Origin of the sequence: Kitasatospora sp. NPDC057940 (assembly GCF_042887425.1) — a bacterium.
In the GTDB taxonomy this organism is placed as follows: domain Bacteria; phylum Actinomycetota; class Actinomycetes; order Streptomycetales; family Streptomycetaceae; genus Kitasatospora.
Genome location: NZ_JBHVPH010000016.1, coordinates 93,785 through 115,812 on the forward strand (window position 1 = coordinate 93,785; position 22,028 = coordinate 115,812).

At 74.4% G+C, this 22,028-nt stretch carries 15 protein-coding genes and 1 pseudogene; 5 read left to right on the top strand and 11 right to left on the bottom strand.

Translation table 11 applies throughout. The features are described from left to right. Window positions 1-76 precede the first annotated feature (76 nt). A pseudogene (locus ACFVTF_RS23470) lies at window positions 77-1,681 on the top strand (FAD-dependent oxidoreductase); the annotation flags it as partial. A gap of 452 nt (window positions 1,682-2,133) precedes the next feature. After that, window positions 2,134-3,075, top strand: coding sequence for a restriction endonuclease (locus tag ACFVTF_RS23475; RefSeq protein WP_387816221.1), 942 nt, complete (start codon window positions 2,134-2,136; stop codon window positions 3,073-3,075). A gap of 54 nt (window positions 3,076-3,129) precedes the next feature. Here ACFVTF_RS23475 and ACFVTF_RS23480 read toward each other — a convergent pair whose 3' ends face one another. The 5 genes from ACFVTF_RS23480 to ACFVTF_RS23500 all read right to left on the bottom strand — a co-directional run bounded on the left by ACFVTF_RS23480 (window position 3,130) and on the right by ACFVTF_RS23500 (window position 13,095). Further along, entirely contained in the window at window positions 3,130-7,974 is a 4,845-nt protein-coding gene (locus tag ACFVTF_RS23480; protein ID WP_387816223.1) for a DNA repair ATPase, read from the bottom strand. 92 nt (window positions 7,975-8,066) lie between these two features. Beyond that, window positions 8,067-10,085, bottom strand: coding sequence for a flotillin family protein (locus tag ACFVTF_RS23485; protein ID WP_387816225.1), 2,019 nt, complete (start codon window positions 10,083-10,085; stop codon window positions 8,067-8,069). 109 nt (window positions 10,086-10,194) lie between these two features. Next, window positions 10,195-10,920: a hypothetical protein gene (locus ACFVTF_RS23490; protein ID WP_387816227.1), complete on the bottom strand. Its 726-nt coding sequence runs from the start codon at window positions 10,918-10,920 to the stop codon at window positions 10,195-10,197. 156 nt (window positions 10,921-11,076) lie between these two features. Further along, entirely contained in the window at window positions 11,077-12,192 is a 1,116-nt protein-coding gene (locus tag ACFVTF_RS23495; RefSeq protein WP_387816229.1) for a PucR family transcriptional regulator, read from the bottom strand. Window positions 12,193-12,291: 99 nt separating this feature from the next. Next, the gene (locus ACFVTF_RS23500; RefSeq protein WP_387816231.1) at window positions 12,292-13,095 is read right to left on the bottom strand and encodes a GntR family transcriptional regulator; all 804 of its coding nucleotides are present in this window, start codon (window positions 13,093-13,095) and stop codon (window positions 12,292-12,294) included. Window positions 13,096-13,327: 232 nt separating this feature from the next. On the opposite strand from ACFVTF_RS23500, the gene ACFVTF_RS23505 reads away from it, so the two are divergent. Then, the gene (locus ACFVTF_RS23505; protein ID WP_387816233.1) at window positions 13,328-14,086 is read left to right on the top strand and encodes a tyrosine-protein phosphatase; all 759 of its coding nucleotides are present in this window, start codon (window positions 13,328-13,330) and stop codon (window positions 14,084-14,086) included. Window positions 14,087-14,105: 19 nt separating this feature from the next. Here ACFVTF_RS23505 and ACFVTF_RS23510 read toward each other — a convergent pair whose 3' ends face one another. Next, entirely contained in the window at window positions 14,106-14,969 is an 864-nt protein-coding gene (locus tag ACFVTF_RS23510; RefSeq protein ID WP_387816235.1) for an ABC transporter permease, read from the bottom strand. Continuing rightward, entirely contained in the window at window positions 14,966-15,880 is a 915-nt protein-coding gene (locus ACFVTF_RS23515) for an ABC transporter ATP-binding protein (protein ID WP_387816237.1), read from the bottom strand. Before ACFVTF_RS23515 ends, ACFVTF_RS23510 begins: the two co-directional genes overlap by 4 nt. A gap of 134 nt (window positions 15,881-16,014) precedes the next feature. Here ACFVTF_RS23515 and ACFVTF_RS23520 point away from each other — a divergent pair, with 134 nt between their 5' ends. Together ACFVTF_RS23520 and ACFVTF_RS23525 are read left to right on the top strand one after the other, a co-directional pair. Beyond that, window positions 16,015-17,190, top strand: coding sequence for a sensor histidine kinase (locus ACFVTF_RS23520; protein WP_387816239.1), 1,176 nt, complete (start codon window positions 16,015-16,017; stop codon window positions 17,188-17,190). After that, entirely contained in the window at window positions 17,187-17,846 is a 660-nt protein-coding gene (locus ACFVTF_RS23525) for a response regulator (RefSeq protein ID WP_387816241.1), read from the top strand. The genes ACFVTF_RS23520 and ACFVTF_RS23525 overlap by 4 nt, the downstream gene beginning before the upstream one ends. A 66-nt stretch (window positions 17,847-17,912) precedes the next feature. Here the strand turns inward: ACFVTF_RS23525 and ACFVTF_RS23530 are convergent, their stop codons facing one another. The 4 genes from ACFVTF_RS23530 to ACFVTF_RS23545 form a co-directional block, all read right to left on the bottom strand. Beyond that, window positions 17,913-18,488 carry a hypothetical protein gene (locus ACFVTF_RS23530; RefSeq protein ID WP_387816243.1) on the bottom strand — a complete coding sequence of 192 codons (576 nt, stop codon included), beginning with the start codon at window positions 18,486-18,488 and terminating at the stop codon, window positions 17,913-17,915. A 129-nt stretch (window positions 18,489-18,617) separates the two neighbouring features. After that, window positions 18,618-19,637, bottom strand: a complete 1,020-nt coding sequence (locus ACFVTF_RS23535; protein ID WP_387816245.1) for an N-acetylglucosamine kinase — start codon at window positions 19,635-19,637, stop codon at window positions 18,618-18,620. 153 nt (window positions 19,638-19,790) lie between these two features. Further along, window positions 19,791-21,080, bottom strand: a complete 1,290-nt coding sequence (locus ACFVTF_RS23540; RefSeq protein ID WP_371519192.1) for a 6-phospho-beta-glucosidase — start codon at window positions 21,078-21,080, stop codon at window positions 19,791-19,793. Beyond that, window positions 21,080-21,988, bottom strand: a complete 909-nt coding sequence (locus ACFVTF_RS23545; RefSeq protein ID WP_371519194.1) for a carbohydrate ABC transporter permease — start codon at window positions 21,986-21,988, stop codon at window positions 21,080-21,082. Before ACFVTF_RS23545 ends, ACFVTF_RS23540 begins: the two co-directional genes overlap by 1 nt. Window positions 21,989-22,028 lie beyond the last annotated feature (40 nt).

The window sequence follows — 22,028 nt, forward strand, 5'->3', positions numbered from 1 at the left end:
AAGCCAAAGGCGACACGTCAACAAAGGCTCCGATTCCCGCACTTCACCACCTGTAGCGAGGGACCCCACCCCGGCCATGGCCTACGCGATCACCCGGACCTGCTGCAACGACGCCTCGTGCGTGTCCGTCTGCCCGGTCAACTGCATCCACCCGACCCCGGACGAACCGGAGTTCGGCACCACCGACATGCTGTACATCGATCCGGCGGCCTGCATCGACTGCGGCGCCTGCGCGGACGCCTGCCCCGTGGACGCGGTGTTCCCCGTCGACCGGCTGCGCGGGCCCGACACCGTGTTCGGCGACCTCAACCGCGACTGGTACCGCGACCACCCCAACGACCACGCGTGGGGCGCGCCCACCTTCCCGCGCAGCCTGCCCGACGGGATCGGCACGCTGCGCGTCGCCATCGTCGGCACCGGCCCGTCCGCCGGGTACACCGCGCAGGAACTGCTGCGCAGCACCGGCGCCGAGATCACCATGATCGACCGGCTGCCCGTCACCGGCGGCCTGCTGCGCCACGGGGTCGCGCCCGACCACCAGTCCACCAAACGCATCGCGGACAGCTTCGCCGGCGTCTTCCACGACCCCCGGCTGCGGATGCACCTCAACGTGGACGTCGGTACCGACCTCACCCACGAGGAACTCGCCGCCCACCACCACGCCGTCGTGTACGCCGTCGGCGCGGCCGCCGACCGGCGGCTCGGCATCCCCGGCGAGGACCTGCCGGGCAGCCTGCCCGCGACCACCTTCGTCGGCTGGTACAACGCCCAACCGACCGTGCCGGCCGACGCGGTGGAGCTGTCCGGGCCCGGCGCCGAACGGGTGGTCGTCATCGGCAACGGCAACGTCGCCGTCGACATCGCGCGCATCCTGCTCACCGACCCCGACCGGCTCGCCACCACCGACATCGCCGACCACGCCCTCGCCGCGCTGCGCCGCAGCCGGGTGCGGGAAGTCGTGCTGCTCGCCCGGCGCGGGCCCGCCGAAGCCGCCTGGACCAAGGCGGAGTTCCTGGCGCTGCGGCAACTGCCGGGCGTCGAGGTGGTGGTCGAGGACCACCCGGAGGTGCGGGCGGCGGTCGATGAGGCGGCCGGGACCACCGCCGCGCCGACCGCGTCGGAGTCGCGGGCCGCGCTGCTCGCCGGGCTGCCGCTGGTGTCGTTCGACGGGGCCGCCGAGCCGGCGCCGGGCCGGCGGATCGTGCTGCGCTTCCTGTCCGCGCCGACCGCGCTCACCGCGTCCACCCCGCCTGGCGAGCCTGGCGAGCCCGGTGAACCCGGTGAACCCGGCGAACCCGGCGAACCCGGCGCGTCCACCGGGAGCGGGCGGGTGACGGGCCTGACCGTCGCCCGGACCACCCTCGCGGGCGGCCGGGCAGCCGAGCCGACCGGCGAGACGGACACGCTGCTGGCCGGCCTGGTGGTGCGCTCCATAGGACACCGGGGCGTACCGGTGCCCGGGCTGCCCTTCGACGAGCGGACGGCGACGGTCGCGCACCGGGGCGGACGGGTCGTCGACCCGGCGACGGGGCGGCCGCTGCCCGGGACGTACCTGGTCGGGTGGGCCAAGCGTGGGCCGTCCGGCGGGATCGGCGCCAACCGGGCGTGCGCCCGCGAGACCGTGGACGCGCTCCTGGACGACGCGGCGGCCCACGCGCTGCCCGCCCCCGCGTCAAGCTCGCCACCGTCCCCGCCCTGCTGGCCGCCGCCCGCCGACGGTAGGCGGGCAGCGGGTCGGCACTGGTCAGCGCGAATGAATATGTCGGTCGGTCTACTTAATCCTGGCGAGCTGCGCACAGGAAGTCGGACAGGCCGACTTCCTGTGCGCCGTTCCAGCAAGCATTGGAATGTAGACCGGTCTACATATTTCTTTGCTCGCTTCGGCTGCTGGCGATCCGATCAGCTGCGTAGCCGGATCGCCGGCCAGCCGGTCGAACGGCGCCGCTCGCAGTGTCGGACCCGTTGCCTAGGCTGCCCCCGGTGGCTCACGGGAGGGGCGGAATGTACGAGTACGAGGACGACGAGCACGGCGACCTGCGGTGGTTCGTGGACCAGGCGGTCGAGGCCCTGGAGCGGTGGCTCTCGTACGAGCGGGACCGTGACCGGTTCGGCGATCGGTACCGCAGTGAGTCGATGGTGCTCGTCCGGCACACCGTCGGCGCGAAGGGGTTCCGGCGGTCGCTCCGCGACACCGTCGATCTGGTCGAGACGGTGATCGACACCGTGGACCTGGTCGAGCGGGCGGCCGTGCGGGCCGAGGAGCTCAGCCTCTTTCCGGCGCCCCCGGACCTGGACCGGTGGTTGGGATCGCTGGCGCTGCGGATCCACGGGTGGCAGCGCGACCTGTGCGGCCTGCGGAGGACTCTCGGCGGCCTTGAGCGCCACTACTGGGCCGAGCGCCTGGGCGAGGCGGCGGCGGAGGGCGGTGGCGCGGCCGTGCCCCCGGGGGACGCGGACGGCCTCGGCCTCGGTGAGATCGACCGGCAGGCGCGGGCCGTCGCCGCCGAGGTGGTCGCGAAGCTCGGCCGCCGTCAGTGGCACATGGACGTGGACGAGGGCGGGACGGCGGACGGAAGGACGTTCGACGAGAGGATGCTCGACGAAAGGATGTCCACCGAGGCGTTCTCCAAGCGCAGCACGATCACCCTGGGGCAGATCGACGACGGTCACTTCACGACCTTCGAGCACACCGTCGCGGCGCTGCTGGAACGGGACGGGTTCACCGTCACGCGGGTGCAGGGCGGCGCCGGTGACATGGGCGGCGACGTCCTCGGGGTCACCGACCTGAACGTCCCGTTCATGGTGCAGTGCAAGCACTCCGGTGACCCGAGGGCGACGGTCGGCCAGCCGGTCGTGCAGCACGCGCTCGGCGGCGCCAGGGCGGTGTTCCAGGCCGGGATCATCCTCATCGTGACGAACCGGGGGTTCTCGAAGCCGGCGCGCGAGTTCGCCGCCCTGCCGACGGTGGGCGCGACCTTGATCGACCGCGAGATGCTGGTGTCCTGGGCGGAGCAGCGGACCCCGCTGGCCAAGGTGTTGGCCCCCCAGCGCGGTGCCGAGGTGTCGATCCCCTAGCGCGGCGAAGAGGGGCCGGACCGGCCCCTGGTGCGGGGAGCGCCGCCGGGCCCGTCAGCCCCGCCGCGTGTGCTTGAGCTCCTCCCAGCGGGTGGCCTGGGCGGGGGTGAGGCAGCCTCGGAGTTCGGCCAGCTTCAGCAGCTGTGCTTCGGCGTCGGCGCCGAGGGGTTGGGCTTCGGCGCGGTAGTGGTCGGTGAGGAGGGCGTCGAGTTCGGGGCGGGTGAGGGCCGGGTCGAGGCGCTGGGCGAGTTTGGCCATGTTGCGGTAGGAGCCCTGGAGGAGGAACGGGGGTTCGGTGCGGGTGCGGTCGTCCTGGGCGGCGGAGGCCAGGTAGGCGCGGTTGACGGCGAGGACGGTGCCGTGCAGGTGGAGCAGTCCGGCGAGGACGGCGGTCATCCGTTCGACTTCGGCGGCGGGCCAGGCACCCGCGAGGGTGCCGCCCGGGGTGCCGGTGGCGCGGGCCAGCAGGGTGTCCAGGTCGGCGCGGTCGGCGGTGGCGAGCGGGGCCAGGTGCGGGTTGGCGGGCAGCGCGTTCTCGACGAAGCTGAGCGCGAAGAGGTCCTCGCGCCCGGCGATGACGTCGCCGAGGTTCCAGACGTCGGCGCGGTTGGCGAGCATGTCGGGCAGCCGGAAGAGGCGGCCGGACTCGGTGTACGGGTTGGCGGCCATGACGACGGCGAAGCGCTTGCCGCGCAGGTCCCACTCGCGGGCCTCGCCGTCCCACACCCCGTCGATCCGGCGCTGGGCGTCGCAGAGCGGGATGAAGCGCTGGAGGAACTCGGGCGAGGTGTGCTGGACGTCGTCGAGGTAGAGCAGCACGTTGTCGCCCGCGTGCAGGGCGAAGTTGAGCTTCTCGATCTCGCGGCGGGAGGTGGCGTCGGGGGCCTCGGCGGGGTCGAGGGAGGTGACCCGGTGGCCGAGTGCGGGGCCGCTGACGGTGACCAGCAGCAGGCCGAGCCGTTCGACGAGGTACTCGACGAGGGTGGTCTTGCCGTAGCCGGGCGGGGAGACCAGGAGCAGCAGGCCGCTGCGGTCGACCGGTCCGCCGGCGTCGGCGGTGCCGAGCTGTTTGGCGAGGTTGTCGCCGACCAGCGGCAGGTAGACCTGGTCGATGAGCTGGTTGCGGACGAAGCCGTTGAGCGGGGCCGGCCGGTACTGGTCGAGTCGCAGCCGGGTGTGCTCGGCGGCCAGCAGGTCGGCGCGCAGTCGCTGGTAGGCGCGGTATCCGGGGGCCTCGGTGGCGGCGAACTCGGCCACGCGGGCCAGGAGTTCGTCGAGGCGCAGGTCGAGCTCGCCGCCCGGGAGCCGGGGGTGGTCGCCGAGCAGGCCGGTGAGGCGGGTGGTGGTGGCGCCTTCGGCGGGCCGACGGGGCAGGGACGGGCAGAGGAGCGCGGCGGCGGCCTCGGTGAGGTCGCCGGGGTCGGCGTCGACGGCGCTGGACTCCAGCCAGGCCTGGGCGAGTTGGCGCCGGGCGGGCAGCAGGTCGGGCTCGTCGGGCAGCGCGGCCAGCGCTTCGGTGAGGCCGGCGGACTCGGGTGCGGCGTGGAACTTGTCGAGCAGCGCGGCGGCCCCTGGTGCGTGCGCGAACGTGGGTGTGACGGCAGCGAGTTCGGCCACCAGGTACGGGCCGGCGGGCTGCGGGCACGAGGTGAACTCCGTGACGGCGGAGCTCAGTTCGTCGGCCAGCGAGTCCAGGGCTGTCAGGGCCGCCGGCGCGCCCGAGTCCGGTGCGCCGCCGAAGGCCTGTCGGGTGAGGGTGAGCGCGAGGGCGAGCGAGCGGGCCCGGGTGTGCCAGACCAGTCGCTGCCGCTCGTCGGCGCCGTGCGCCCAGTACAGCTGCGCGGCCGCCCGGGCGGCCGCCGGGTGGCGCAACAGCCCGGCCTCGGCGTGGAGTTCGAGCAGGGCGCGGAGCAGCAGTGCCGCGTCGTGGTCGTGGACGCCGCGCTGGTAGCCCTCGTCCGGGCGCTGTTCGGCGGCGCGGCGGACGAACTCCAGCAGGTCGCCCTCGGCGCGCAGGGCGTCCAGCCCGTCCGGTTCGGCGGCCAGCAGCAGGCCGGCGGCGAGGTATTCGGACCGGTAGAGCGCGGGGGTCTCGGAGGGCAGCGGCCGGCCCCAGTAGCGCTCGGTGGCGGCGAACGCCGGGTCGGTGACGGGGGAGCGGTAGTCGGTGCCGGTGAGGGTGAAGGCGGGGCGGCCGCGCCAGGGGACGAGGGTGAGTTCGGGCCGCTGGGTGGTGACGGCGAACAGGTGGCGGCCCAGCCGCAGGGTGCCGGGGCCGTCGCCGGCGAGTTCGGCGCGGTCGCGCCGGGCCCGGTGGGCGCGGCTGCGGGCGGCGCGCAGCCGTCCGGTCAGCTCCTCGGCCCGGACCCGGTCACCGAGCGCGGTCAACTGGGCGGCGAGGTCGCGGAGTTTGACGGCGGTCGGGTCGGCGGCGAGGGCGGTGTCGATCTCGGCCGCGGTGTCGAGGGCGGTGAGTCGCCGGTGCAGGGTGTCGAGGATGCGTTCGGCGGAGGCGGCGATCCGGTCGGCGCGGCGGGCCCGTTCCTCCAGCAGGTGCTGGCGGCGGGCGGTGAGGGCGTCGTGGATCGCGGTGCGCCGGTCGGTGAGTTGTTCGCCCAGCGCCGGGTCGGCGTCGGCGAAGCGGGTCTCCAACTGCTCGATCCGCAGCAGGAGTCGGCCGAGCTGGTCGTCGCAGGCCTCGGGGGTGTCGGCGGCGGCGAGCGCGGCGGTGGTGGCCTGGGCGAGCAGGGCGGTTTCGGCGGCGAACTCGGCGGCGGCCTCGCGGGTGCGCAGGTCGCGGCGGCGGACGGTGAGGGCGGCGCGGGCGCGGTTGAGCAGTCCGAGGACGTCGGCGAGCCGGTCGAGGATGGCGGTGCGGGTGGTGGCGTCGGCCAGGTCGAGGGTGCCGACGAGTTCCGAGACGGTCTGCAACGCCTCGCTCTGCTCGGAGATCCGCAGGCCCAGCGGCTCGGCCTCGGCGGCGGTGGCGAGGGCGGCGCAGCGGTCGGCGAGTTCGCCGGCGCGCCGGCGGTGCGGGGCGAAGGCCTCGGGTTCGGCGAGGTGTCCGACGGCGCGGGCGGCGGCCTCGGTCAGGCCCTCGGCGAGGTGGGCGGCGAGCGCGTCGATCCGGGCGGGGTCGGCGCGCGGCAGGTCGCGCAGCGCCTCGACCCGGCCCTGGGCGCGGCGCAGCCCGGCGAGCCGGTCGACCCATTCGGCGGCGTCGGCGAGGGTCTCGCCGCGGGCGGTGCGCAGCAGGCCTTCGACGTGTTCGGTGGCCTGTTCGGTCTGCCGGGCGGCGTGCGCGGTGAGTTCGGCGACGGCCTCGTACTCGGCGATGACCTGCCGGGCGGTGTCGCGGATCTCGGCGAGCGGGGCGGCGAGGTCGCCGAGGCCGGGCTGGCCCAGCCAGTGGTGCCGGTCGGCGGTGCGGGTGCAGGCGGCGAGGACGGCCTGGTGGCCGGCCGGGGTGTCGGCGCCGGCGGCGGCGAGCCGGGCCAGGGAGAGGCAGTCGGCGAGGCCGCGGACGAGGTCGGCGTTGCCGATCCGGGCGAGCGGGCCGGTGCCGGGCGGCTGCGCGGCGGCGTGGCGCTCGCTGGTGAACGGGGTCTGCCACAGCTGGACGGGATGCAGCCGGGTGGGCCCGTCCTCGGCCGGGCGGAGGGCGATCAGGGTGCCGTCGGCGAGCAGCGCGTAGCCCTGGCAGGGCAGCGGGGCGGCGGCCTCCTGGCGGACGCTGTTGTACGGCTGGAGCAGGGCGCGGCCGTCGGCGGGGGAGCGGAACTCGTACAGCACGTCCTCGCCGTTGGGGGAGACGAGGGTGCGCTCGTAGGCCAGGCCGTCCACCGGCTGGTCATAGCTGCGCACGGTGCCGTCGGCGAGGTGGCAGCCGCCGGGGAAGGCCACGCCCTGGTCGGCGGGGAGCCGCAGGCAGGCCTGGCCGAGCGCGTCGATCCGGGTGACCCGGCCGGTGGGCAGGTGGCAGACCAGGTGCCGGACGGTCTCCTCCTGGTACGGGCGCACGCGCACCAGCAGCAGGGTGCCGAGCCGGGCGTGGGCGATCTGGGCGTCGGCGAGGGTCTGCAGGGCCTCGGCGAGGGGTTCGTGGTGCAGTTCGCGGCCGTCGGGGGCGGTGATGGTCAGCCGGCCGCCGTCGATGCCGAGCCGGAGTTCGCCGCCGAGGTCGGCGCGCGGCGGGCTGCCGGGGGCGGCGGGCAGCTGGTCGTCCCGGGTGAGGGCGGTCCAGGCGAGCTGCTGGCCGTCGGCGGCGGTGTGGTCGCGTTCGCCGCGCCCGTCCTGGTAGGCGGGGTGCCCGTCGTCGGCGAGGTCGTCGACGGGGCGCCAGCGCAGCACCCGGACGTCGGCGGCGGCGGGGCCGGTGCGGAAGACGGCGAGCAGGCGGCCGCCGACGGGGCGCAGCCGTTCCAGCCGGGCGTCGCGGAAGTAGCGGTGCAGGTCGGTGAGGTCCTGGCGCAGGCGCGGGTCGTCCAGCAGGGTGCCCTCGGCGGGGGCGGGGGTGAGGTCGGGGTGGTGGACGCTCAGGACCTCCCCGAGCGGTCCGGCGCCCGGGGAGCCCAAGGCTGGGGAGCCCTCGGACGGGGAGCCGCCGGAACCGGAACCGGAGGCGGAGGCGGTGGAGCCGGCGGTGTCGGGCGCGCTGCCCGGGCGGGTGCCGAGCAGCAGCAGCCCGCCGGCGGCGGTGAGGTCCTGCGGGAGGCAGGCCCGGCCGGTGGTGAGCCGGCCGGTGCCGACCAGCCGTAGCTCCCCGCCGCCGAACTCCTCGACCCGGCGGGCGTTCAACGCCTGCGCGCGGTCGGCGAGTTCGGCGGCGGACCGGGCGAGTCGGCCGCGCAGGACCTCGTAGGTGCCGGCATCGAGCCGGGCGTCGACGGCGTCCACCACGTCAGTTCCTCAACTACTCGGTTTCTCGACTGCTCAGGAGATCGGGCACTCGGGCGCGTCAGGCGCGTCAGGCACTCGGGCGCGTCAGGTGCTCACTTGGAGCCGTTGACCGACGCCAGCGCCCCGATCGACGTCTCGGCGATCCCCAACTTCTGTGCCGAGGTGAGCAGTTGCCGCAGCTGCCCGGCCTGCTCGCCGCCCCCGGCGCCGATCATCCGCATCAGCAGCGCGGACACCGTCAGGTTCTGCACGTCCGCCGTGGACACCGAGGACAGCACCCGGGTCAGGTCCTCGGTGAAGCTGGCGCTGCCGTCGAGCCAGGGCCCGGCCAGGGCCTGGGCGGTCTGCGAGTGCCCGACGAAGGCGTCGACGCTCTTGGCGGCCGTCACCGACTGCACCAGGCGGTCGAAGAACACCCCGTCCCCGCCGACGATGTCGATCTTCGCCTTCTCCAACCCGGCCGCGACCAGCGCGGACTGCGCCTCGGCGATCTGCCGCTGGGTGTCCAGCCCGGCCAGCCGGACGTCCTTCTCGGCGGCCAGCCGCAGCCGGTACTCCTCGTGCCCGCGCGAGGCCTCGTCCAGCTTCGCCATCGCCGCGGCCTTCTCGGTGAGGCCCTCGGCCTCGGCCTTCAGCTTGGCGCCGATCTCCAGCGCGGCGGCCTTCGCCTTCTCGGCCTGGACGGTGGCCTCGGCGCGGCCGACCTTCTCCACCGCCGCGGCCTCCTGCTCGCGCACCTGCACCTGGGCCAGTCCCTCGGCGGCGGCCTCCGCCCGGATGCCCTCGGCCATCCGGATCTTGGCGGTGGCGTCCAGTTCGGCGGCCTTCTGCCGGGCCTCGGCCAGCACCAGCGACTCGCGGGCCTTGTGCGAGGCGGCCTGCTCGGCGGCCTCGGCGGCCTTGATGTCCTTGACGAGCTTCTCCTGCGCCTGCGCCTCGGCCTGGATGATCACCGCGCGGCGGGTGCGCTCGGCGTCCTCGGTGGCGCGCAGCGTCTTGACGGCCTCCTCCTGCTCGGCGACGGTCCGCTCCACCGCCACCCGCTCGCGGACCACATCGGCGACCTCCCGCCGGCGGGACTCGACCTCCTTCTGCTTGGCCATGGTGGCGAGTTCGGTCTCCCGGTCGCGGCCGATGACCTCCAGCAGGCGGTCCTTCTCGATCCGCTCGTTCTCCACCGCGATCACCCGCTCGCGGTTCTTCTGCGCCACAGCGACCTCGCGGGCCTGGTTCTCGCGCTGCACGCCGAGCAGTTCCTCGGTCCGGAGGAAGGCGGTCTGGGCGTTCAGCCGCTCCTCCTCCTGGACCCGGGCGATCACCGCGTCCTCGGTGGCCCGCAGGGTCTCGATCTCGCGGCGCTGGCGGATCTCGGCGTCGGCCTGGCGGCGCTGGAGTTCGAGGACGGCCTCCCGGGCGTCCACGTTCTGCCGGGTGATCTCCTTCTCCTCGGTGCGCTGGTACTCGTTGGTGCGCACGTGCTCGATCGCCGTCAGTTCGGTGATCTTGCGGATGCCCTGGGCGTCGAGGATGTTGTCGGAGTCCAGCTGGTTCATCGGGGTCTGTTCGAGGTGGTCGATGGCCGCGTCCTCAAGGGTGTAGCCGTTGAGGTCGGTGCCGATGACCGCGATGATCTGGTCCCGGAACTCGTGCCGGTGCGTGTAGAGGTCGGTGAAGTCGAGCTGCTTGCCGACGGTCTTCAGCGCCTCGGCGAACTTGGCCGCGAAGAACTCCTGGATCGCGGACGGGTCGCTGGCGCGGGCGGTGCCGATGGCCTGCGCGACCTTGATGACGTCCTCGACGGTCTTGTTGACCCGCACGAAGAAGGAGATCCGGATGTCCGCCCGGATGTTGTCCCGGCAGATCAGCCCGTCCCGGCCAGCGCGGTGGATCTCCACCGTCTTCACCGAGATGTCCATCAACTCGGCCTTGTGCAGCACCGGGAGGACGATCGCGCCGGTGAAGGTGACGTCCACCTTCTTGGTGCGGGAGACGATCAGCGCCTTGCCCTGCTCGACCTTCTGGAACAGGCGGCCCACGAACAGCAGCATGGCGAGCACGATGAGCAGTACGACGGCGACGAGAATGCCGAAACCCACGGCGATGGTGTCCATCACGGAGTCCTTTGACGAGATGACGAGATGGTGCGAAGTCGAGCGGATGAAAGCGGAACGAGTGGGACAAAGGGGGAGGAAAGGGGGGGGGAGGGGACGCCCGGGGGAGTCAGCCGCCCGGTAGCGCCGGGTCGAACGGCGCCACCAGGAAGTGCTCGCCGTCGGCGTCGTAGTCGAAGATCAGGGCGGTGCGGCCGGCCGCCAGCCCGGGCTCCTCGGTGAGCGTGCGGACCTGGACGGTCGCGGTGGAGCCGTCCTCGGCGGTGACCTCGGCCTGCCCGAAGTCGGCCGTCACCCGGCCGGTGCGGATCACGCAGACCCGGCCGACGAAGTCCCCCCGGGTCGCCGGACGGTCCTCGGGGAACAGCCGGGACAGCGGCCGGACCAGCAGTCGGGTGCCCGCCCAGGAGGCGACCAGCGCGACGGCGAACACGCCGCCGCGCGCCGGTGCCCCCGAGGTGAGGACGGTGCCGGCCAGGCTGACGAACCAGGCGAGCGCGACCAGCAGCGACACCGCCACCGTCACGGGCACCCCGCCCAGCCCCAGCGCGTCCAGCACGCCTCCGTGGTGGTGGGCGCCCCCGCCGTCGGCGCCGTGCCCGTCCTGGGCCCCTTGCCCCCCGTGGGCCGTGTGCCCCCCGGCACCGTGACCCAGGTCGCCCGTGTGACCGGCATGGCCGACGTGACCGGCATGTCCGACGCCGTGCCCCCCGTGCAGGGCGTCGAAGCCCAGGCCGCCGACCAGCATCAGCAGCCAGTACCCGACGACCACCACCAGCGCGAAGCTGAAGAGCGCCGTCGGAAAAGCCAGCGCGGCCGCGACGAATCCCCCCATCCCGGCCACGCTCCCCCGCTGTTCCCACGGCGCCGCACTTCGGCGCCATGGAGATCGTGACAGCGGAGGGGGTGTTCGCACATTGCCAGGATCCGGCAATCTTTACGGCCCTTTGACACCCTGGAACGCACCGCCCGGGTGGCGTTCGGCCGCCGCCTACAGCGGCTGCTCCGGCCAGTTCAGCAGCCGGGCCCCCATCGCCGCCGTCTCCAGGGTGAACCGCTGCAGGGCGTCCGACGGGTCGTAGCCGGTCAGCGCCTTGATCCGCTCCAGCCGGTAGCCGAGCGTGCGCACGCTCAGCCCCAGCCGCCGGGCCGCCTCCGCGTTCACGTACGCGGCCTCCGCCTGCACCGCGATGGTGTCCAGCAGGGGGCGGGCGCCGCCGCGCGCCTCGGTCAGCGGGCCCAGCACGCTGCGCACCAGGTCGGCCATCGCCGCCCGGTCGCGCATCAGCACGGGGAAGACCAGCAGTTCCTCGGCCTTCAGCTGCCGCGCCGGCAGGTCCAGCCGGTCCGCGTAGTCCAGCGCGCCCAGCGCCTCCTCGTAGCTGCGCAGCACCCCGCTGGCCCCCGAGTGCCGGCGCCCGGTGGCCACCCGCAGCACCGGGCGGTAGCCGGGGCCGGGGCGCAGCGTCAGGTCGGCGAAGGCCTCCAGGACGGCGCGTTCGGTGTCCGGGGCGATGCACACCAGCCGGCCGTCCTTGCCGGCGAGCAGGACGTCCCGCTCGCCGAACCGCCCGACCAGCTCCCGTTCCACCCGGTTCACCAGCGGGTGGACGTCCGCGAACGGCGTGTCGCCGACCGCCACCGCCACCGCGTACGCGCCCGCCAGCCGCAGTCCGAACCGCTCCGCGCGCTCGGCCAACAGGCCCAGGTCGCTGCGGCCGTACAGCAGGTCGTCGATGAACTCGCGCCGCGCGGACTCCTGTTGGCGCACGGCCATGCGCTGCGCGCGCTCGTGTCCCTCGCCGAGTGCGGCCAGTGCGGCCTCGGTCGCCGCGAGCACGGCGTCGCCGATCCGGCGCAGTTCCCCGACGCCGCCCGCCGCGGTGATGCCGGGCAGCGTCTGCCAGGCCCGCCGGGTGGCCGACAGGCAGTGCGCGACGACGTCGCGCAGCCCGTACCCGGCCTCGGCGCAGTGCTCGCCCAGCGTGCGCAGGCACTCCAGTTCGTCCCGGCGCAGCAGCCTCCCGGTGCGGGAGGCGTCGGCGAGCAGCCCGAGGTAGGCCTCGGCGAGTTCGGTGGGTATGTCGTGTTCGGTCCCCTCGGACATCGCGGTACTCCGCCCCCCGTGACGCGTGATGATCCGGCGCGGAACTTTAGCAGGATCGATACGGCGCCGAACGGTGCGGGGTGGGCGGCTGACCTGGCGCTATCGCGAATCCGGCGGGGTGTCTGCCGCGGGGCCGGACGGCGCCTCCGGCCGGGGCTCGCGGAAGTTCAGGACGAAGCGCGCGCTGCTGCCGTCGATCCGTCGCCGGACGTACAGCGCCGGGGCGCCGTCCGGGGTGCAGCTGACCCCCTCCCGGACGAGCAGCGGGGTGCCCGGCGGGACGCCCAGCAGCTCGGCGTCGGCCAGATCCGCGCCGATCGCGCCGAACGCCCGCCAGTCGTACTCCAGCTCCACCCCGGCCGCGCGGGCCAGGTCCAGCACCAGGTTCCCGGGCCGGCCGGGCCGCACCAGGGCGTCCGGCAGCGGGCCGAACGGCACCCAGTAGCTGCACACGGCCCTGGCCTGCCCGCCGAGCCGGATCACCGTGTCCACCCGGGACAGCTCGGCCGGCGCCCGGCCCAGCTGCCGGGCCGCCTCCTCGTCCTCCACCGATCCGGCCACCGGCGGGGTGCCCAGCACGAACTCGCCGTCGCCGGTGTCGGGGAGCGCGGCGTGCACGCTGCCCAGGTCGAAGCGCTGGCTGCGCGGATCCACCGCGATCGAGACGCGGACGGCCGGCGGGCGGACGAACGTGCCCACGCCCCGCCGGATCTCCACCACGGCGGCCCGCTCCAGCTCCGCCACCGCCTGCCGGACGGTCAGCCGGTTCACCCCGAACTCGGCGCTCAGCTCGGGCTCGCTCGGCAGCCGGGCGCCCGCCGGGTACGCGCCGGCGTCGATCCGTTCCTGGAGCTGCCGGGCCAGCCGTCGGTAGAGCGGGGTGCTGGGAGGGTTCGTCGCCACACGCCCGATCCTACGAACCCCGGGCCCGGGGCCCGTCCACCCCCGGGCCTGAGGCCCCGCCCACCCCGTGCCCTCCTCCGGTCGACGGGGCCGGTCGGCGGGGGTGGGATGGAGGGGTGCGGGCGACCGTGGTTTGCCTCGCACCCCGGGGAGGGACTAGACATCTAGATGTCTCGATGCACGTCTGGATGTCCGGCCCCTCCCCCCACGGCCCCACCGAAAGGCCCCGCGCATGTCCCTGGTCAACTTCCGCGACTCCGCCGTCCTCGGCGACCCCGAGGGCCTGCGGATCCGCCCCGGCGTGCTGTACCGCTCCGCCCAGCCGTTCCCGGCCGCCGACGAGGCGACCGTCGCCCAGCTGCGCGCCTGCGACATCCGCACCATCGTCGACCTGCGCGACACCCGCGAGACCGACCCCGCCGACTGGGCCGCGGCCGAGGCCGCCGGGATAGCCGTCGTCGCGGCCCCGGTGAACCCCACCGGCGACGGCCTCGCCGCCCGGATGCGCACCATGGCCACCGCCGCCGACCTCGGCGACTACTACGTGCTGCTGGCCGAGTCCGCGCCCGGGGCCGTCACCGCCGCCGTCGAGGCCGCCGCCCGCCCGGGCGCCGTCCTCCTGCACTGCGCCGCCGGCAAGGACCGCACCGGCCTGCTGACCGCCCTGCTGCTGGACCTCCTCGGCGTGCCCGCCGAGCGGATCGTCGCCGACTACGCCCGCACCGCCGACGCCCTGCCGCAGATCTTCGCCGGCCTCTCCGAGCGCCACCGCACCGCGCTCAACGCCCGCGGCGCCCGGGTCACCGACTCCGAGGGCCGCGAACTCGCCATCCCCGCCCCGCTCCTCGACGCCCCGGCCGAGGCCATGGCCGTCTTCCTCGACCGCGTCCGCACCCGCCACGGCGGCGCCGGGGCCTTCCTCCCCGCCTGCGGCGTCCCCGCCGCCGCCCTCGGCGCCTTCCGCGCCAAGGCGGCCGCCGCGGCCGCCTGACGCCCCGGCTCCGTCGGGCTCAGACGTCCCGGCGCCGCATCAGGACCACCGTCGCCGCCAGCGCGACGGCCGCCCAGACGCCCAGGGTGATCCAGGAGTCGAGCACGCTCGGCGCGTACCTGCCCATCGTCGTCGAGGAGTTGGGGTTGATCGTCAGCCTCCCCTCGGCGGCGAGCGGCAGGTGGTTGCCGATCTCCTTCAGCCAGCGGTAGCGGTCGCCGCCGAACAGCATCGGCACGATGAACAGCAGCATGACGAGCGAGACGATCGAAGCGGCGGCGTGCCGCAGCAGGGCGCCGAGGGCCATCCCGATCAGCGCGCAGACGGGCACGATCGCCGCGTAGCCGAGGACGGCCCGCAGGCAGCCCTGGTCGGTGACGGAGAGCCCGACGTGCCGGGAGGCCAGCATGGCGTTGCTGCCGAAGAAGGACACCGCGGACACCACCGCCCCGGCGAGCGAGGTGAGGCCGGCGACCAGCACCACCTTGGCCACGGCCACGCCCCGCCGGTCGGGCACCGCGGCGAAGGTGGTGCGGATCATGCCGGTGGTGTACTCGCCGAACACGGTGATCGCGCCGAGGCTGCCGGCCGCGACGGCCATCAGGGCGCCGGAGATGCTGCTGAGGCCGTGGAAGAGCGGGTCGTACCGGTACGGCGGGAAGCCGGGCACCGGCGGGCGGGGGTGGTCGATGTAGGTCAGGTCGGTGTGGACGGCGTTCAGGTTGACCACGATCGCGGCCAACGAGGCCAGCGCCAGCACCCAGTACGTGGACCGCAGCGAGCGCAGTTTGATCCACTCGGCGGCGAGCAGGTCGCCGAACCGGGGCCGCGGCTCGGCCGGGCCGGTGCGGGGGCGGGCGGGGGCGAGGGCGGCGGTACTCATCGGGCATCTCCTGCCAGGTATTCGACGCTGTCGGCGGTCAGCGACATGAACGCCGACTCCAGGGACGAGGTACGGGTGGCGAGCTCGTGCAGCACCAGGCCGTGCCGCAGGGCGAGTTCGCCGATCCGGGCGGCGGGCAGCCCGGTCACCATCGCGCCGTCCGGCTCCTCCGCCTGCCGTACGGCCGCCCCTTCGGCCCGCAACACCTCGGCGAGCGACGGCAGTTCGGGCGTCCGGACGGCCACGCTGGTGACGGCGTTGCGGGCGGAGAACTCCGCCAGGCTCTCGTCCGCGATCAGCCGGCCCCGCCCGATCACCACCAGCCGGTCGGCGGTGTGCTCCATCTCGGCCATCATGTGGCTGGAGACGAAGACCGTCCGCCCCTCCTCGGCGAGGCGGCGGAACAGGCCGCGCACCCACAGCACGCCCTCCGGGTCGAGGCCGTTGAGCGGCTCGTCGAACAGCAGCACGGGCGGGTCGCCGAGCAGCGCGCCGGCGATCCCGAGCCGCTGCTTCATGCCCAGCGAGTAGCCGCCGATCCGGCGCCCGGCGGCCTTGCCGAGGCCGACCTCGGCCAGCACCTCGTCCACCCGCCGGAGCGGGATGCGGTTGCCGCGGGCGAGCGCCGACAGGTGGGCCCGGGCGCTGCGCCCGCCGTGCACGTCCTGGGCGTCCAGCAGGGCGCCGACGTGGCGCAGTCCGCGCGGCCGGTCCGCGAACGGCACGCCGTCCACGGTGACGGTCCCCTCGGTCGGGGCGTGCAGCCCCAGGATCATCCGCAGCGTGGTGGACTTGCCGGCGCCGTTGGGGCCGAGGAAGCCGGTGACGGTGCCCGGCCGGACGGTGAAGGTCAACTGGTCGACGGCCGTGGTGGCGCCGTACCGCTTGGTCAGTCGCTCGATCTCGATCACGGGGACAACGGTGCCGTCCGGGGCCCCGGCCGGGCATCGGGCCGCGGGCCACAACCGCCGGCCGCCGCACTGGCCCGGGGGATTACGCCCCCGGGCCGATGTGCCGCCGTACGGGCCGCCGCTACCATCGGGCGATGATCACCAACCCGCGTCCGCCCCTGCTCAGGCGCCTGCCGCCGGGCGTCTGGGTGGCGGCGTTCTGGGGGGCCGTCATCACGTTCCGCGGCTTCCAGCGGAGCAACGAGCTGGCCCACCTGTTCCGCTACAACGGCAACTTCGAGGACATGCCGTTGCTGGTCACCGCGGTGGTCACGATCCTGATGGCGTCGCTGCTGGTCCGGCTGCCGCTGCTGGCGGTGGCGATCCCGCTGGCGGCGTGCGTCTTCACGATCGGCATGCGGATCCAGGAGACGGCCGTGGTGCAACTGCTGCTCGCCGAGGTGGCGATCGGCTACTGCACGGCCACCCGCTCCCGGGCCGTTTCGCTGTGCGCCGCCGCGATGCCGGTCGCCATGGTGGCCGTCCTCGCGGTCTGGCGGGTGGCGAACGACTACCACACCGACTTCGTCGCCCAGGCCGCGTTCGCCTCGACCGCCGCGATCGCCTGGCTGGTCGGCAACACCGTCCGGCAGAACCGCGTGCACGCCGAGGCCCTGCGCAGCCGCGTCACCGAGCAGGCGATCACCGCCGAACGGCTGCGGATCGCCCGCGAGTTGCACGACATGGTCGCCCACAGCATCGGCATCATCGCGATCCAGGCCGGGATGGGCAGCCGGGTCATGGACACCCAGCCCGCCGAGACCCGCAACGCGCTGAACGCCATCGAGGCGACCAGCCGGGAGACCCTGGCCGGGCTGCGCCGGATGCTCGGCGCGCTGCGCCAGGGCGAATCGGAGTCCGCGCCGATGGAGGTCGCCCCGGGGCTGGGCGAGTTGGACCGGCTGGTCGAGCAGACGGCCGGCGCGGGCGTGCGGGTCGCGCTCACCCGCCTCGGCGAGCCCCGCCCGCTGCCGCCCGAGGTGGACCTCGCCGCCTACCGCATCGTGCAGGAGGCGGTCACCAACGTGGTCAGGCACTCCGGCACCCGGGACTGCCGGGTCACCGTCGACTACGGCCCCGAGGAGGTCTCCGTCACCGTCGTCGACCTCGGCGCCGGAGCCGCCGGGCCGTCCGCCGGCTCCGGGTACGGCATCGCCGGCATGCGCGAGCGGGTCGGCCTGCTGCACGGCGAGTTCAGCGCCGGCCCGCGCCCCGCGGGCGGCTTCCAGGTCGCCGCCCGACTGCCGCTCCCCGTGGAGGTCTCCCCGTGATCCGTGTCGTCCTGGTCGACGACCAGCCGCTCATCCGCACCGGTCTGCGCGTGCTCATCGCCGACACCCCGGACCTGGAGGTCGTCGGCGAGGCCGGCAACGGCGCCGAGGCGGTGGAACTGGTCGCCCGACTGCGCCCCGACGTCGCCGTGATGGACATCCGGATGCCCGGCATGGACGGCATCGAGGCCACCCGCCGGATCACCGCCGACCCCGGCCTGCCGACCCACGTCCTCGTCCTCACCACCTTCGACGACGACGACTACGTGTACGGCGCGCTGCGGGCCGGGGCGGCCGGCTTCCTGGTCAAGGACCTCGCCCTGGAGACCATCCTCGACGGCGTCCGGGTGGTCGCCGCGGGGGACGCCCTGATCGCGCCGAGCATCACCCGCCGGCTGATCGGCGAGTTCGCCGCCCGCCCGCAGCCCGCCGCCCGGTCCGGCCGGGCGACGGTCGACGGGATCACCGACCGCGAGCGCGAGGTGCTGACGCTGGTCGGCCGCGGGCTGTCCAACGGCGAGATCGCCGAGGAGCTGACCATCAGCGTGGCCACCGCCAAGGCGCACGTGGCCCGGCTGTTCACCAAGCTGGACGCCCGGGACCGGGTCCACCTGGTCATCCAGGCCTACGAGTTCGGCCTCGTCGCCCCCTCCTGAGCCGGTCCCGAAGCGGTCCTGAACCGGTCCTGAGCCGGTTCCGCGCCCAGCCGGTCCACGGCGGGATCACGGTTCGAACAGCTCCCCGATCCGCATGATCCGCCCGTGCGAGTCCAGCACCACGTCGTACACGTTGCCGTAGCACCCGTACGGCGCGTCGGGTTCGTGCTCGGCCAGGCAGTCCTCCAGGTGCCCGAGCACGTCCTCCAACCGGACGGTTCTGGTCGGGTCGCCGTGCGGGCGGTCGACGAGCGTGGCCTCGACCCCGGCGGTCGCGAAGCCGTAGCGGGCCGGCGTCCCCGTCCCCTCGTAGCGGGCCTCGTCGCAGGAGTAGCGGGCGGGCTGCGCGGTGACGTCGCCGTCCTCGGTGGCGAGGAGCACGAGGACGGTGTGTCCGGGGCGTTCGGTCGGGGTCGGGGTGGCGCAGTCGGCGGTGGGGGCGGGGGAGGTGTCCATGCTGGGCTCGGGGTCGGCGAGGTCGTCGTCCAGCAGGTCGTCCTCGTCGTCGTACGCCCCGTCGGCGACGGCGGCGGCGGAGGCGGCGGCGACGGTGGGCGCGGAGTCGGCGGGAGTGCAGGCGGCGAGGGCGGCTGCGGCGGTGCAGCAGAGCAGCGCGGCGATGAGGGTTCGGGGCACGGCCATGGCACTAGTCTCCCCGGACAGCGGCGGAACTCGTCACACAGCTACACGACTGGTGCACGGGCTGTGGTTCCCGCCGCCGCCGGATGTGCGGATCCGGCGGCGGCGGGAGTCTGGGGGGCGGCGTAACGGTCAGGCGGCGACGGGCCGTTGTGCCTCGTACGCCTCGCGCAGCCGGGCCTGGGCCTCGGGGCCCGCCCCGAGGTGGTCGAGTCCGAGCAGCGCCGCGCCCAGGACGGGCGGCGCGACGACGACCCGCGGTTCGGCGAGCGGCGCGGCCTCGGCCAGACGGGCGGTCAGGTTGTCGAGCAGCAGCGGCTGCCGGGAGGCGAGCACGCCGCCGCCGAGCACCAGCGGGGTGGGCGCGTCGAGCAGTTCCAGCCGCCGCAGGGCGACGACGGCGAGCCGGACGATCTCGTCGGCCTGGCGGTCGATCAGCCCCAGGGCGACCTCGTCGCCCTGCTCCGCGACGGCGAACAGCACCCGGACGATCTCGTGCAGCCGGCTGGTCGGCAGGTGCCCGAGGTGGACGGCCTCGGCGACGGCGCCGGCGCTGGGCAGGCCGAAGTGCTCGGCGATGGCGCGGGAGAGCCCGGTGGGGCCGCCGCGGCCGTCCTCGTGGCGGACGGCGTGCCACATGCTGGTGACGGCCAGGCCCCCGCCGCCGCCCCAGTCGCCGGTGAGCTCGCCGAGGGCGGGGAAGCGGGCGGTGCGGCCGTCGGGCAGCAGGCCCACGCAGTTGATGCCGGCGCCGCAGACGACGGCGACGCCGCGCGGGCCGTCGGTGCCGGCCCGCAGCAGGCCGAAGGTGTCGTTGACGACGGTGTTGCTGGCGCCCCAGGGGTGGGATTCCAGCGCGGCGCGCAGGGCCTCCTCCTCGACGGGCAGGTCGGCGTTGGCCAGGCAGGCGCTGACGTGGCTGGTGAGGACGCCGCTCCAGGCGGGGTGGCCGGCCGCGGCGGCGGCCTGCTCGACGAGCGGGGCGAGGCCGGCGACGGCGGCGGCGCCGCCGATCTTCTGGGGTGCGAAGCCGCCGCCGCGGGCGGTGCCGCGGACGGTGCCGTCGGCGCCGATCAGGGCGACGTCGGTCTTGGAGTTGCCGGCGTCGATGGCGAGGACGCCGGGCAGGATCGGTTCGGGCTGGTGGGTCATCAGGTCCCCGCGGCTCGTACGTGGCCCGGCCGTGGCGTTGTCCCCGGCCGGGGGTGATCGGTCTCCTCGCAGTGCCCGGCCCGCGACACCCTCATATCGCGGGCCGGGCAGCTTTCCGGACGGGGCCCGGGTGCGAAGCCGGGCCCCGGGCCGTCAGGCCCAGGCGAGGTGCTCGCGGTTGTGGGCGAGCAGCCGATCGGTGAGCTGGTCGGCGAGTTCGAGCTGGCCGACCAGCGGGTGGGCGAGCAGGGCGTCGAAGACCCGGTCGCGGCCGCCGTGCAGGGCGGCGTCGAGGGCGAGGTGCTCGTACGCGGTGACGGCGGCGATGAGGCCGGCGTACAGCGGCTCGACGGGCCGCTGGGGGAGCGGTCGGACGCCGTTCGCGTCGACCTCGGCCGGGACCTCGATGACGGCGTCGTCGGGCAGGAACGGCAGCACGCCGTTGTTCGGCGCGTTGACGACCTGCACGGACGTCCCGCCGCCGGTGCCGAGCAGCGCGGCGATCAGCTGGACCGCCGCCTCGGAGTAGAACGCGCCGCCGCGCTGGCCGAGGAGTTCCGGCTTGGTGTCGAGGGCCGGGTCGGCGTACATCTCCAGCAGCTGCCGCTCGATCTCGGCGACCTGGGCGGCCCGCGAGCCCTGCACCTTGAGTTCCTCGACGACGGCGTCGTGCTGGTAGAAGTAGCGCAGGTAGTAGGACGGTACGACGCCGAGCCGCTCGATGACGGGCTGCGGCAGGTGCAGGTCCTCGGCGATCGCCTTGCCGTGCGCGGCGAGCAGCTCCGGCAGCACCTCCCGGCCCGTCGCCGATCCCGGGGCGTCGAGCAGGGTGACGCCGCGCTCCCAGGTGAGGTGGTTGAGGCCGACGTGGTCGAGCCGGACCAGCTCCGGGTCGACGCCGAGGTGGGTCGCGAACTTGCGCTGGAAGCCGATGGCGACGTTGCACAGGCCGACGGCCTTGTGGCCGGCGTTGCGCAGCGCGCGGGTGACGATGCCGACGGGGTTGGTGAAGTCGACGATCCAGGCGTCCGGGTTGGCGCGCCGGACCTTCTCGGCGATGTCGAGGACGACCGGGACGGTGCGCAGCGCCTTGGCGAGGCCGCCGGCGCCGGTGGTCTCCTGGCCGACGCAGCCGCACTCCAGCGGCCAGGTCTCGTCCCGGTTGCGGGCGGCCTGCCCGCCGACGCGCAGTTGCAGCAGCACGGCGTCGGCGTCGGCGACACCGGCCTCGACGTCGCCGGTGGTGGTGACGACGGCACCGTGCCCCTGCTTGGCGAAGATCCGCCGGGCGAGCCCGCCGATCAGCTCCAGCCGGTCGGCGGCCGGGTCGATGAGCACCAGCTCGCCGATCGGCAGGGTGTCGCGGAGCCGGGCGAAGCCGTCGATCAGCTCCGGGGTGTACGTCGAACCGCCGCCGACGATTGCCAACTTGAGAGCGGACATCAGCCCTTGACCCCTGTCAGTGTCACGCCTTCGATGAAGGCCTTCTGTGCGAAGAAGAAGAGGATGATCACCGGTGCCATCACGAGGAGGGTGGCGGCCATGGTGAGGTTCCAGTTGGTGTGGTGGGCGCCCTTGAACGACTCCAGGCCGTACGAGAGCGTCCAGGCCTCGTGGTTGTTGCTGGCGTAGATCTGCGGGCCGAAGTAGTCGTTCCAGCAGTAGAAGAACTGGAACAGGGCGACGGCGGCGATGGCCGGCTTGGCCATCGGCAGCACGACCTTCAGCAGGGTGCGCAGGTCGCCGCAGCCGTCGATCCGGGCGGCCTCGATGTACTCCTTGGGGATGGTCAGCAGGAACTGGCGCAGCAGGAAGATCGAGAACGCGTCGCCGAAGGCCATCGGGATGATGAGCGGCCAGAGCGAGCCGCCGAGGCCGAGCTGCTTGGCCCAGAACAGGTACATCGGGATGACGGTGACCTGCGGCGGGAGCATCATCATGGCGATGACGGCCATCAGCGCCAGGTTGCGGCCCCGGAAGCGGAACTTGGCGAGCGCGTAGGCGACCGGCAGGCTGGAGACGATGGTCAGCACGGTGCCGAGGCCCGCGTAGAGCAGGGTGTTGCGCCACCAGGTGAGGAAGCCGGGGGTGTCCCAGACCTTGCCGTAGTTGCCCCACTGCCAGGAGGTGGGCCAGTAGTCGGTGGTGAGTGCCTGCTGGTCGGTCATCACCGAGGTGAGGAAGGCGAAGACGAACGGCAGCAGGAAGAACAGGGCGGCGGCGATGGCCAGCGAGTGCACGGCCACCCAGTTGAGCACCGCGCGGCGGCGGGCCGCCCGGGCGGCCGGGCCGGAGGCGCGGGAGGTGCCGGCCGGGGCGGGCGCCTTGGTGAGTGTGGAGCTGAGAGTCATGATCGGGTCCTCATCGGTCCGCTGGGTCCGCAGCACACGG